We start from the raw sequence: 12859 nt of genomic DNA, 5'->3' as shown, positions 1-12859 counted from the left end.
CGCGGGTTTTTTGTTGGCTGGCGCGAGGTGCCAGCAATGCGGCTGCGGGCCTCAGCCGAACTCGTAGTTCATCAACGGCCCGGTCGGTGCGACGAAATCGCCTTGCACATAGTCCACTCCCGCGCTGAAGAAGCTGCTCATCGACTGCGCATCGGCCACGAACTCGGCCACGGTAAGGATGCCGGCCGGCTGCGCGCGCGAGGTGATCTCGCGGATCTTTTCCTGGCTTTCGCGGGCCGAGGCCACTTCGCCGGTGATGCCGCGATCGAGCTTGAGGAAGGCCGGCTGGAAATGCGCCAGCAGCTGGAATGAATCCAGGCCCGAGCCGAACTGTTCCAGCCCGACCTTGCAGCCCATCGCCGACACCGCCGCCAGGAACTGCTGGGCATTGCGCAGGTGCGTGAACACTTTCGATTCCGGCGTCTGCAACCACAGCCGTTCGCCCGGCACGCCATACACGGCCAGCTGCTCGCGGATGATGTCGACCATCTGCGGATCGGAAAACGAGTTGGGCCCGATGCGTACCAGCAGGTGCGTGGCGTGTCCCGCACGCTGCCGCTCGCCAAGCTGGCGGATCGCGCGCGCCACCACCCAGCGGTCGATCTCGGTGATCAGATCGTGTTCTTCGGCGATCGCCATGAAGGCGTTTGGCGACATCATCTCGCCGTTGCGCTCCAGCCGCAGGAAGACCTGATACAGCTCCAGCGGCTCGCCCTGTAGGTTGAGCACCGGCTGGTAATGCAGCAGGAAGCCGTCGCCGGCCAGTGCCTCGCGCAGCTGTTGCACCCAGCGTTCGATGCGTTCCTCTTCGGCCCGGTCGGCCGCTGCCGGGTCGTAGATGCTGACTGCATTGCCGCCCAGCTCGGCGGTGGTGCGTACCGCCTCGGTGCCGCGGTTGAGCACCTGCCCGATGCTGGCGATCTTCTCGCCGATCTGCACGCCGCCGATGCTCACCGTCACCGTGGCCGAGCGCGCGCCAATGCTGAAGACGTGCTGCGCGAACGCGTCGCGCACCAGTTCCGCCAATGCGTGCGTGCGCGCGTAATTGCCGTCCATCAGCAACGCGAAGCTGTGCTCGCCGAAACGCGCGGCGACCACGCTGTCATCGGTCACGCTGGCCACATGCGCGGCCAGGGCAGCGATCAGCGCGTCAGCCGAATCCAGGCCGATCTCGGGCAGCAGGCGCGCGTAATGGTCGGGCTCGATCAGCAGGAAGCCGGACTGGCCTTCGCTGCGGCCGGCGCGCGCCACCGCCTGTTCCAGTGCCACCATGAAGGCGGGGCGGTTGAGCAGGCCGGTGACCTGGTCGCGCTGACGCAGGTCCTCGACCTCGCGCGCCAGCTCCGGGTCGAATTCCTCGCGGCGGCGGAACACCACCTGGATGCACGGCTCGCCTTCATACGTGGCGGTGGCGAACTCCATCGTCGCCGGGAAGGTGTCGCCTTCCAGCCGGCGCGCGTCAACCTTGTACTGCGCCGGCGGCGGCTCGCCCTTGGACATCGCCTTGAGCAACTGCTTGAAGTCGTCGACGTACTGCGCGGCGATCATGTCCAGCAGCGACACGCCCTCGACATCGTCGAACGACTCGAAGCCGAACATGTCCAGGTACGCCTCGTTGGCACGGATATGCATGCCTTCGTGCACATAGGCAATCGGGTCGCGCGAGGAGGCGATCAAGGCATCGCAGCGCCGTTCGGTTTCGCGCATCTGCGCCTCGATGCGGCGCAGCCCGCGGCGTGCCTGCAGGTCGGCCCATTCCGAGCGCACCAGCGCCAGCAGGTGTTCGGGGCGATGACGCAGCACGATGGCGCGGATGCCATGCGCGGCGGCCTCGACCAGCGCGTCTTCCTCGATCCGCTCGGCCAGCAGGATGATCGGGATGTCCTTGCCGCTGCCGGCGATCTGCTGCTGCAACACACTCATCGGGATCTGCAGCGCCTGCCCGTACAGGGCCAGGTCGATCTGCCCCGACAGCATGCTGGCGAGCTCTTCCGGGGTCTGCGGTCGCGATGGGCGCACCGCGATGCCGCCGTTGCGCAACGCGGTCACGATCGCCTCTGCGCCTTCGACGCTGTCGTCGACCATCATCAAGCGGAGGGTGAGATCTTTACCTTTTTGCATGCGCGTTTCCCTGGCGACGGGCTTTAATATACGAAGGAACTCGACTGCGTCCATGTCTGTGGACAAGGCCGCATCCGGGGTGAGACTCAGGCCACGTTTGCGCCTGTGGACGTTGCATCAGGCTACGCTCCCGGCGGCGTGACCGGACGCCCATGCCCACTGAAAGTTGTAGCCGCCCAGCCATCCGGTCACATCCAGCACCTCGCCGACGAAGTACAGGCCGGCCACCAGGCGCGACTCCATGCTCGCACTGGAGACCTGGTGGGTATCGACACCGCCCAGCGTTACTTCAGCGGTGCGATAGCCTTCGGTTCCACTGGCGATCAGCGGAAAGGCGGCCAGCAGGTCGGCGGCGGCCTGCAACTGCGGGGGGTCGAGCTGGCGGACCGGCTTGTCCGGTAACCACACCTCGCACAGGCGCTGGGCAAACCGCCGTGGCAGCACGTCGGCCAGCACGTTGCGCAGCTCGGTGGCGCCCCGCTGGCGTTTTTGTTCGCGCAGCCATGCCGCGGCGTCCTGGCCCGGCAGCAGGTCCAGGCGCAGCTCGTCGCCGGGTTGCCAGTACGAGGAGATCTGCAGGATGGCCGGGCCGCTGACGCCGCGATGGGTGATCAGCATGAAGTTGCGGAAGCTGGCGCCGTTGCACTGCGCCTGGACCGGTACCGCCAGCCCGGACAGATCCTGCAGCCGCTCCTGGTGCTTGCCGCTCAAGGTCAGCGGCACCAGCCCGGCGCGCGTCGGCAACAGCGTGTGGCCGAACTGCTGGGCCAGCGCGTAACCGAAGCCGCTGGCGCCCATGCTCGGGATCGACAGCCCGCCGGTGGCCACAATCAGCGACTGCGCCTGCACGCGTCCCTGGCTGGTCTCGACGGTGAAGCCATCGCTGTCACGCTGCACCGAATGCACCTTGCAGTCGGTGCGCACCTGCACGCCGGCCGCGTCGCATTCGTCCAGCAGCATGCGCACGATCTGCTTGGACGAGATGTCACAAAAAAGCTGGCCCAGCTCTTTCTCGTGATAGGCGATGCCGTGGCGCTCGACCATCTCCACGAAATCCAGCGGGCTGTAGCGGGCGAGGGCGGACTTGCAGAAGTGGCGGTTGGCCGAGAGGAAGTTGCCCGGGGTGGTGCCGGTATTGGTGAAGTTGCAGCGCCCGCCACCGGACATCAGGATCTTCTTGCCGACCTTGTTGGCATGGTCGATCACCAGCACCTGGCGGCCGCGCCGGCCGGCGGTGAAGGCGCTCATCAGTCCGGCCGCGCCGGCACCGACGACCAGCACGTCGCAACGCGTGCTCATTCGGCCGGAGCTTGCCGCACCATCGGGGTCAGGGTGACGCTGCCGTGGTCGGCCAGCATCTGCACCTCGCCGTCCTGGATGATCACATCGAAGCGCATGCCGCGCTGGATCAGCGCGCCCAGCGCCTCGGTGGCCTGCGACTCCAGTTCGAGCACCCGCAGGTTGCGGTGCCGGCCCAGCGCGTTGGCGTGCTTCTTCCACCAGGTTTCGGTGGCCTGGCCGCCGTAGCCGATCACCACCACCTCGCGCGAGCGGTTGCAGGCCTTGCGCACGCGGCTCTCGTCCGGCTGGCCGAGGTCGATCCACAGGTCCGGGTCGCCGGTGTAGTCGCGCCGCCACAGGTCGGGTTCGTCCTCGTTGCTGAGGCCGCGGCCGAATTCCAGGCGGTCGTCGGCAAACAGCGCGAACGCCAGCAGCCGCACCATCAGGCGTTCGTCGGTTTCGGAGGGGTGCTGGGCCAGGGTCAACGAATGGTTGGCGTAGTAGCCACGGTCCATGTCGCTGATCTGGAGTTCCGCCCTGCGGACGGTGGCGGTAAGGGCCATCAGGATGCCGGTTGCAAAGGGCGCCCATGATACGCCCCCGCTGCAACTCCGGCGTGCGGCGCTCAGCTGCGCGCCACCTCGGCCAGCCAGCGGTCCAGCTGGGCGGCAAATGCCTGACGGTCGCGCGGATGCAGGGCCGCAGGCCCGCCAGTGACGACGCCGGCGCCGCGCAGTTCTTCCAGAAAGCCGCGTACTGACAGGCGCTCGTTGATGCTGTCGCTGGTAAACGGCTCGCCACGCGGGCTGACGGCGGCCGCGCCGGCCTGCAGGACGCGGGCAGCCAGCGGGATGTCCTGGGTGACGACCAGGTCGCCCGCAGCCACCCGTCCGGCAATGAGGTCGTCGGCCGCGTCCGGCCCTCCGGGGACCTGCAGCGCACGCACATGCGCCAGGCGAGGGGTCTGCAGGAAATGATTGGCGACCAGTGTCACGGCCGCGCCGGTCCGTGCGGCAGCGCGGAAAAGAATGTCGCGAATGACTGCCGGGCAGGCGTCGGCATCGACCCAGATCTGCGGGCGGGATGGCAGGGGAGGCGTATTCATGTGCTGAAATCGGGAGGGAAAGGGCCTGACAGGTGGTCGGATCCGGCCTGACAGTAAAAAATTTGACGCAGGGTGTCGCTTTTTGCTGGGAACACGAGTACTGTGCACGCACTGTGTTTGCAAGGGTCACCGTGAATCGTGGCCTGATGCAGCCGGATCGTTACAGATCTCGCTTCATCGTTCCGCTTTACCAACGCCTGCAACTCAGTCTCAGCTCCGGCTTTTCGGACGCTGCGATTTATCCATCTATAGTTCAGGAGTTTGTAAATGTCAGATCGTCAGAGCGGTACCGTGAAGTGGTTCAACGATGCCAAGGGCTTCGGCTTCATCACCCCGGAAAGCGGCCCGGACCTGTTCGTGCACTTCCGTGCCATCCAGGGCACCGGCTTCAAGTCGCTGCAGGAAGGCCAGAAAGTGACCTTCGTCGCCGTGCAGGGCCAGAAGGGCATGCAGGCTGACCAGGTGCAGGCGGTCTAATCCGTCTGCAACCGTAAGGTTGCCAAAAACGCCGGTCGCGCAAGCGACCGGCGTTTTTTATTGGGCGCAATCTGATCGATGCGCTAGAGCCGGGCAGATCGACCCGCGCAGGTGAGCGCAGCGATGACACGCGGCTCGGTAGCATAGGTGCTTTCCGCGCGCAGTCCCTGCCATGATCACTGTCCACCATCTCAACAATTCCCGTTCCCAGCGCGTGCTGTGGCTGCTGGAAGAACTGGCGCTGCCGTACCAGATCGTCCGGCATGAGCGCGATCCCAAGACCATGCTGGCACCGGCGGCCTTGCGTGCCATTCATCCGCTCGGCAAGTCGCCCATCGTCGTGGACGGCGATCTGACCGTGGCCGAGTCCGGCGCGATCCTGGAGTACCTGACCGAACGCTACGACACCGAGTGCGCCTTGTCGCCGTCGTCGCGCCCGCTGGAGTCGCCGGAGCGCCTGCAATTCCGCTACTGGATGCATTACGCCGAAGGCTCGGCGATGCCGCCGTTGCTGATGACCCTGATCTTCGGGCGCATTCGCAGTGCGCCGATGCCGTTCTTCGCCAAGCCGATCGCACGCGCCATCGTGGACAAGGCGATGGCGGGCTTTGTCGGTCCGCAGCTCAAGTTGCACCTGGACTGGATGGAGCAGTCGCTACAGGCACGCGAGTGGTTTGCCGGCGAGCGTTTCACTGCGGCCGACATCCAGATGAGTTTCCCGGTGCAGGCGGCTGCTGCACGCGGCGGCGGGCTGGAGAGCTATCCACGCCTGCGTGCCTTTCTCGCGCGCATCGAAGCGCGCCCGGCATATCAGGCCGCGTTGAAGAAGGGCGGCCCGTTCGCGCTGATGGGGCGCAAGCCGGCCGGGTGACATTGCGGTCGCCGTGTCGACCGTGCGCCCACAGAAGCTGCAGGTCACCGTGCCTTGACGGTGTCCTGCCAGGGTTGGCGATTCCCGACTCCCGGCTCCCCAATCCGTTACCGCCCCATCACGGCGCCCGACACTGCCGCAGGAACTGCAGCGTGTCGCGCAGCACCGGCGAGCGCTCGGGCGATTTGCGCAGTGCCAGCACCAGGCCGAGATGACCCATGCCCGGGTAGATCTTCAACTCGGCCGTGCCGCCCGTGCGTTGCAGGGCCTGCTGCAACGAGGTGCTGTTCTGCAGCTCGACCACGTGGTCGGCATCGCCGTGCAGCAACAGCATCGACGGTTCGTCGCCGCCAACGAAGTGCACCGGCTGCGACTGCTGTTGCGTCTGCGGCGCCTTGCCGAAGATCTCCACCAGTTCCGGGTCGCTGGTGGGCAGGAAATCGTACGGCCCGGCCAGCCCCACCACCCCGCACAGCTGGCGGGGCTGCAGGCCCTGCGTCTGCAGCCAGCGCGCATCGGTACCCAGAAGCGCGGCCATATGCGCACCGGCGGAGTGGCCCATCACCGCCAGGCGCGTCGGGTCGCCGCCATAGGCGTGGGCATGCCGATAGCCCCAGCCGGTGGCAGCGGCGGCATCGGACATGAAGCCTTGCGGCCCCACCTGCGGATACTTGCGATAGTCGGCCACCATCGCCACCACGCCCTGGCGCGCGAGTGCACGCCCGACCCAGCGATAGTTGGCGCGCGTTCCGCGCTTCCAGGTGCCGCCATAGAAGAACACCACCACCGGTGCATCCACCGCGCCACGCGGCTGGTAGACGTCCAGTGCCAGATCATGCGCCGCATCGAACACCTGGTCGCGATGCTCGACGATGCCGTCGCGGCTGGATGCGGCGTTGATGCCACCGAAGAACACGCTGCTGCAGGCGGTCAGCGTCAGCGAACCGAGCAACAGGAGGGCGGGGCGAAACCAGCGATAAGCGCGCGAAGGCATGGGCGATGTCTGTCGAAGGGCAGGGAGGAATAACGCTGTGGTTGTCGCCAGCATGTGCAGGACGAGTCCGCTTGCTGGGGGCCAGCTGATCGAAGATACGGTACGTGCGCAAAGCCGGATGCGTGGTTGCCCATGCGAAGTTCATTGTCCTTGGCCTACGCTGGCAGCCATGACGACCCTGCAATTTGACAACCGCCTGCGCCAGCAGCTGCCTGGTGATCCGGAACAAGGTACACGCCGCCGCGAAGTGCGCGCCGCATGGTCGGCGGTGGCGCCGACACCGGTCGCCGCGCCGCGCCTGTTGGCGTATTCGGCAGATGTCGCGCAACGGCTGGGGCTGGACGCCGCGGAGATCGGCAGCGCGCGCTTTGCCGAGGTGTTTGCCGGCAATTCGTTGTATCCGGGCATGCAGCCATGGGCGGTCAATTATGGCGGGCATCAGTTCGGGCATTGGGCCGGCCAGCTGGGCGATGGCCGGGCGATTTCGCTGGGCGAGGCGATCGGGGTCGATGGCGGCCGCTACGAGCTGCAGCTCAAGGGCGCCGGCCCGACGCCCTACTCGCGCGGGGCCGATGGCCGGGCGGTGCTGCGCTCGTCGATTCGCGAATTCCTGTGCAGCGAAGCGATGCATCATCTGGGTGTGCCGACCACGCGCGCGCTGAGTCTGGTCGCCACCGGCGATGCGGTGGTGCGCGACATGTTCTACGACGGCCGGCCGCAGCGCGAACCGGGCGCGATCGTGTGCCGGGTGGCGCCCTCGTTCATCCGCTTCGGCAATTTCGAGTTGCCCGGTGCGCGCGGCGATCTTGCGCTGCTGCGGCAATGGGTGGATTTCACCATCGCACGCGATTTCCCGCAGCTGGAAGGTGCCGGTGAGGCGTTGTACGCGGCATGGTTCGCGCAGGTCTGCGAGCGCACCGCGGTGATGGTGGCGCACTGGATGCGGGTGGGCTTCGTGCACGGGGTGATGAATACCGACAACATGTCGATCCTGGGATTGACCATCGATTACGGCCCCTATGGCTGGGTCGACGACTACGACCCGGACTGGACGCCAAACACCACCGACGCGCAGGGGCGTCGCTATCGCTTTGGCACCCAGCCTCAGGTCGCCTATTGGAACCTGGGGCGCCTGGCCCAGGCGCTGGCGCCGCTGTTTGCCGACCAGGCGCGGTTGCAGCAGGGCCTGGACCGCTTCCGCGATACCTACCTGGCCTGCGACCGCCACGACACCGCTGCCAAACTGGGCCTGGCCGACTGCCGCGACGAGGATCTGCAGTTGATCGATGCGCTGCGCGCGCTGATGCTCGACGCCGAGATGGACATGACGCTGACATTCCGCGGCCTGATCGCGTTCGCGCAGGAAAATCCTGATCCGGATCTATTGCACGAGGCGTTCTACGACCAGGACAAGCGCCTCGCGCATGCCGTGCCATTGCAGGCATGGCTGCAGCGCTACGCGGCGCGGCTGCGCCAGGACACGCTGTCGCCGGAGCAGCGACGCGAACGCATGCGCCTGGCCAACCCGCGTTATGTGCTGCGCAACTACCTGGCGCAGCAGGCGATCGATCTGGCCGAGCAGGGCGATGCGTCGGGCGTGCAGGAATTGCTGGAGGTCATGCGCCGGCCCTACGACGACCAGCCGGGCCGCGACGCGTTTGCCGCGCGGCGGCCGGACTGGGCGCGCGACCGCGCCGGTTGCTCGATGCTGTCGTGCAGTTCCTGACGCGCTCAGATGCAGGTATGTCGTAAACCCAGCGTCGTCAGGCCGCGCAGCCTAGAATAGGGGCGTCCCCACCGGCCCTGATGCCACTCCCACCATGACTGACTGCACCCGCTGCGCCGGCACCCATTCTTCCGGACCCAATCAATGGTCCGAGCGAATCCGCGACATCGCCGATTTTCCCAAGCCGGGCATCGTCTTCAAGGACATCACGCCGCTGCTGTCCGACGGCCCGGATTTCGCTTCCGCGCTGGACGAAATGGCGCAGCCCTGGCGCACCACGCCGCTGGATGCGGTGCTGGGCATCGAAGCGCGCGGTTTCATCCTGGGGGCAGCCCTGGCGCGCGAACTGCGCACCGGCTTCGTGCCGGTGCGCAAGCCCGGCAAACTGCCCGGGCGGACGCTGATCCAGGAATATGCGCTGGAATACGGTACCGATCGCATCGAGATGCACGAGGACGCGTTGCCGCGCGGTGCCCGTGTCTTGATCGTCGACGACGTGCTGGCCACCGGCGGTACGCTGCGCGCGGCCTTGGGTCTGGCCGCACAGCTGGAACTGGAAGTGGTCGGCGCGGCGGTGCTGGTCGAGCTGCTGGCGCTGCAGGGCCGCGAGAAGTGGGCCAACGATGTGCCGCTGCTGGCCACGCTGAGCTATTGATCCAGGCCTCTTTCCGACTGCGCGTCTCGCTGCTCTGACGGCCTGCAAACCGGCGCAACGGTCGTGCTGCCGTGTGCAGATCGCCCATGTGCGCCAGCGTGCGCTGTCGCCGCCGCGCGATCGATTGGTCGGCAGGATCTCTGCCGCAGCTTGGTTACAGCTTGCTGACCCGGAACCGGCGGCCCTTGATCTTGCCCGCATGCAGATGCGCCAGTGCCTTGGCGACGTGCGCGCGGGCGATGGCGACATAGGAGCGCGTGGGGTAGATGGCGATCTTGCCGATCGCCGCGCCCGAGAGCCCGGCTTCGCCGGTCAGTGCGCCGAGGATGTCGCCGGCACGCAGCTTGTCGGTCTTGCCGCCATCGATGCGCAGCGTGGTCATGGCCGCCTGCGGCAGCTGCGCGGGGCGGGCGGTGGCCAGCGGTGCGCGCGACCAGGTCAGCGGCTGGCCTTGTTCGGCTTCCAGCGCCTGCGCGCGGCCGGTCTCGCGCGAGGCCACCAGGCTGAGCGCCAACCCGCGCTTGCCGGCGCGTGCGGTACGGCCAATGCGGTGGCGGTAGGTCTCGGTATCGGTGGGCAGCTCGTAGTTGACCACGGCCGACAGGTCTTCCACGTCCAGCCCGCGTGCGGCCACGTCGCTGGCCACCAGCACGTTGCAGCTGCGGTTGACGAAGCGCACCAGCACTTCGTCACGGTCGCGCTGTTCCATGTCGCCATGCAGCGCGAGCGCGGAAAAGCCGAACTCCTGCAGCGAGCCGGCCACTTCGTCCACTTCCTTGCGGGTATTGCAGAACACCACGCTGGATTCGGGATTGAAGCGCAGCAGCAGGCCGGCGACGGCCTTCTGCCGGTAGGTCGGGTCGACCTCGAAGAACTGCTGGTCGATTTCCGGCGCGTTGTCGGCGCCTTCGACGGTGATTTCGATCGGGTCCTTCAGGATCTCGCGCGCCAGCGTGCGGATGATGTCCGGGAAGGTGGCCGAGAACAGCAGGCTCTGGCGGTGCTTGTCGCAGCGGCTGGCGATCTCGCGGATGGGTTCCTCGAAGCCCATGTCGAGCATGCGGTCGGCCTCGTCCAGCACCAGCGTGCGCACGCCGCCCAGATGCAGGGCGCGCTTGCGGGCCAGTTCTTGGATGCGGCCGGGCGTGCCGACCACCACTTGCGGGTCATGCGCTTCCAGCGAGGCCAGTTGCGGGCCCAGCGGCATGCCGCCGGTGAGCACCACCAGCTTCATGTTGGGGATGCCGGTGGCCAGCTTGCGCAGCTGCTTGCCGACCTGGTCGGCCAGTTCGCGGGTGGGACAGAGCACCAGCGCCTGCGCACGGGTCACTGCCGGATCGAGCTTTTGCAGCAGGCCCAGCCCGAAGGCGGCGGTCTTGCCGCTGCCGGTCGGCGCCTGGGCGATGACGTCCAGCCCCTGCAGGATCGGCGGCAGGCTCTGTGCCTGGATGGGAGTGAGGACGGTGTAGCCAAGGGCGTCGATGCCGGGGGCCAGGGCCGGCGACAGCGGCAGCGCGGAGAATTCGTTCATGGCGCATTTTAGCGGGAATCGGGAGTGGGGAATGGGGAATCGCAACGGCGAGGCTTTTTCCATTCCCGATTCACCATTCCCGATTCCCGTACAATCAGCGCATGCCCTTAATCACTCTGCAAAGCGTCGACTACAGCGTCGGCGGCCCCTTGTTGCTGGAAAAAACCGACCTCACGATCGAGCCGGGCGAGCGTATCGCCCTGATCGGCCGCAACGGCGCCGGCAAATCGACCTTGATGAAACTGATTGCCGGCGAGCTCAAGCCCGACGATGGCGAAGTGCGCGTGCAACAAGGCGTGCGCATTGCGCGGCTGGAGCAGGAAGTACCGCAGGGCACCGGCGGCAGCGTGTTCGATGTGGTGGCCGATGGCCTGGGCGAGCTGGGTCATTGGCTGGCCGAGTTCCATCAGCTCAGCCATGCCGAGGTGTTCGATGCCGATGCATTCGGCAAGGTGCAGGCCAAGATCGATGCAGCCGAAGGCTGGGCGCTGGATCAGCGCGTCAGCGAAACGCTGACCAAGCTGGAACTGGACGGCGATGCGGAGTTTGCGCGGCTGTCCGGCGGCATGAAGCGGCGCGTGCTGCTTGCGCGCTCGCTGGTGTCCTCGCCGGATGTGCTGCTGCTGGACGAGCCGACCAACCATCTGGACATCGAAGCCATCGACTGGCTGGAGTCGTTCCTGAAGAACTGGAACGGCAGCGTGCTGTTCGTCACCCATGACCGGCGCTTCCTGCGTGCGCTGGCCACCCGCATCGTCGAGATCGATCGTGGCCAGGTCACCAGCTGGCCGGGCGACTGGGCCAATTACGAGCGCCGCCGCGAAGAGCGGCTCAATGCGCAGGCGCAGGAAAATGCGCGCTTCGACAAGATGCTGGCGCAGGAAGAGATCTGGATCCGCCAGGGCATCAAGGCGCGGCGCACCCGCGACGAAGGCCGCGTGCGGCGTCTGGAATCGATGCGCAACGAGCGTGTGCAACGCCGCGACCTGACCGGCAACGTGCGCATGGAAGTCTCGCAGGGCGAGTCCTCCGGCAAGAAGGTGATCGAGGCCAAGGAGGTCGGCTTCGCATTCGGTGCGCGCACGATGGTCAAGGATTTTTCGACCATCATCCAGCGTGGCGACCGCATCGGTCTGATCGGCCCCAACGGCAGCGGCAAGACCACCTTGCTCAAGCTGTTGCTGGGCGATCTGCAGGCGCAGCACGGCGAGATCCGCATCGGCACCAATCTGCAGATCGCCTACTTCGACCAATACCGTTCCACGCTGCGCGAGGACTGGAGCGCGATCGAGAACGTGGCCGAAGGCCGCGATTTCATCGAGATCAACGGCAAGCGCAAGCATGTACATGCGTATCTGCAGGACTTTTTGTTCACGCCCGAGCGCGCCCGTGCGCCGATCACCCGGCTGTCCGGGGGCGAGCGCAATCGGCTGCTGCTGGCACGCCTGTTCGCGCAGCCGTCCAACCTGCTGGTGATGGACGAACCGACCAACGATCTGGACGTGGAAACGCTGGAACTGCTGGAAGAGCTGCTTGGCGAATACACCGGCACCTTGTTGCTGGTCAGCCACGACCGCGACTTCCTCGACAACGTGGTGACCTCCACCTTGGTGATGGAAGGCGAGGGCCTGATCGGCGATTACGTCGGCGGGTACAGCGATTCGTTGCGTCAGCGTCGCACCCCTGCACCCAACGCGATGGCGGTTGCCAAGGCATCGGCAACGGCGGCGGCGACCACGCCGGTGGCGGCTGTGGTGCCGGCCGATGCCGCGCCCAAGCGCAAGCTCAGCTACAAGGACGCGCGTGAGCTGGAGCAGTTGCCGGCGTTGATCGAAACCCTGGAGCAGCAGGTCACGGCACTGACCGAGGCCATGAACGACCCGGCCTTCTATCAGCGCGACAGTGCGGCGATGGCCGCGCACACCGCCGCATTGGGCGCCGCGCAGGCGCAGCTGGATGCGGCGTTCGCGCGCTGGAGCGAACTGGATGGTTGACGATCGGGCCGGCGCGCGACTGCATGCCGGCCCTGTGGAGGTGCGGTGCCGATAGCTGGCACCACACATCCATGACGCGGTGGCAGGCGTTGGGGCCGCGCGTC

The 12859-nt window shown here is 66.7% G+C and carries 11 protein-coding genes; 5 read left to right on the top strand and 6 right to left on the bottom strand.

Annotated elements, in window-relative coordinates:
* Window positions 1-51 precede the first annotated feature (51 nt).
* From H7A87_RS11545 to H7A87_RS11530, 4 genes are all read right to left on the bottom strand, one after another.
* Window positions 52-2121: an EAL domain-containing protein gene (locus H7A87_RS11545; protein ID WP_104649041.1), complete on the bottom strand. Its 2070-nt coding sequence runs from the start codon at window positions 2119-2121 to the stop codon at window positions 52-54.
* A 117-nt stretch (window positions 2122-2238) separates the two neighbouring features.
* Window positions 2239-3420, bottom strand: a complete 1182-nt coding sequence (locus H7A87_RS11540) for an NAD(P)/FAD-dependent oxidoreductase (protein WP_115676883.1) — start codon at window positions 3418-3420, stop codon at window positions 2239-2241.
* Window positions 3417-3965: a YaeQ family protein gene (locus H7A87_RS11535; RefSeq protein ID WP_104582185.1), complete on the bottom strand. Its 549-nt coding sequence runs from the start codon at window positions 3963-3965 to the stop codon at window positions 3417-3419. Before H7A87_RS11535 ends, H7A87_RS11540 begins: the two co-directional genes overlap by 4 nt.
* Window positions 3966-4027: 62 nt before the next feature.
* Complete coding sequence (locus H7A87_RS11530; protein WP_115676884.1) at window positions 4028-4507, bottom strand: YaiI/YqxD family protein; 480 nt, start codon at window positions 4505-4507, stop codon at window positions 4028-4030.
* A gap of 267 nt (window positions 4508-4774) precedes the next feature.
* Between H7A87_RS11530 and H7A87_RS11525 the strand changes: the two genes are divergently transcribed.
* Together H7A87_RS11525 and H7A87_RS11520 are read left to right on the top strand one after the other, a co-directional pair.
* Complete coding sequence (locus tag H7A87_RS11525) at window positions 4775-4984, top strand: cold-shock protein (protein ID WP_006451993.1); 210 nt, start codon at window positions 4775-4777, stop codon at window positions 4982-4984.
* A 172-nt stretch (window positions 4985-5156) separates the two neighbouring features.
* Entirely contained in the window at window positions 5157-5855 is a 699-nt protein-coding gene (locus H7A87_RS11520) for a glutathione S-transferase (RefSeq protein ID WP_119128658.1), read from the top strand.
* A 118-nt stretch (window positions 5856-5973) separates the two neighbouring features.
* Here the strand turns inward: H7A87_RS11520 and H7A87_RS11515 are convergent, their stop codons facing one another.
* Complete coding sequence (locus H7A87_RS11515) at window positions 5974-6849, bottom strand: alpha/beta hydrolase (RefSeq protein ID WP_119128659.1); 876 nt, start codon at window positions 6847-6849, stop codon at window positions 5974-5976.
* A gap of 169 nt (window positions 6850-7018) precedes the next feature.
* Here H7A87_RS11515 and H7A87_RS11510 point away from each other — a divergent pair, with 169 nt between their 5' ends.
* Together H7A87_RS11510 and H7A87_RS11505 are read left to right on the top strand one after the other, a co-directional pair.
* Window positions 7019-8575 (top strand): YdiU family protein, encoded by a 1557-nt coding sequence (locus H7A87_RS11510; RefSeq protein ID WP_119128660.1) that lies wholly within the window; start codon window positions 7019-7021, stop codon window positions 8573-8575.
* 94 nt (window positions 8576-8669) lie between these two features.
* Window positions 8670-9230 carry an adenine phosphoribosyltransferase gene (locus tag H7A87_RS11505; protein ID WP_104582190.1) on the top strand — a complete coding sequence of 187 codons (561 nt, stop codon included), beginning with the start codon at window positions 8670-8672 and terminating at the stop codon, window positions 9228-9230.
* A gap of 154 nt (window positions 9231-9384) precedes the next feature.
* On the opposite strand, the gene dbpA is transcribed toward H7A87_RS11505, so the two are convergent.
* Window positions 9385-10761 (bottom strand): ATP-dependent RNA helicase DbpA, encoded by a 1377-nt coding sequence (dbpA, locus tag H7A87_RS11500; protein ID WP_104649036.1) that lies wholly within the window; start codon window positions 10759-10761, stop codon window positions 9385-9387.
* A gap of 101 nt (window positions 10762-10862) precedes the next feature.
* Between dbpA and H7A87_RS11495 the strand changes: the two genes are divergently transcribed.
* Window positions 10863-12755, top strand: coding sequence for an ATP-binding cassette domain-containing protein (locus H7A87_RS11495; RefSeq protein WP_104649035.1), 1893 nt, complete (start codon window positions 10863-10865; stop codon window positions 12753-12755).
* Window positions 12756-12859: the final 104 nt, after the last annotated feature.

Source organism: Xanthomonas sp. CPBF 426, assembly GCF_903989465.1.
GTDB classification, from domain to species: Bacteria; Pseudomonadota; Gammaproteobacteria; order Xanthomonadales; family Xanthomonadaceae; genus Xanthomonas; species Xanthomonas euroxanthea.
Note: the sequence above shows the minus strand (reverse complement) of the source record. Positions and strands in the feature narration are given on the sequence as shown.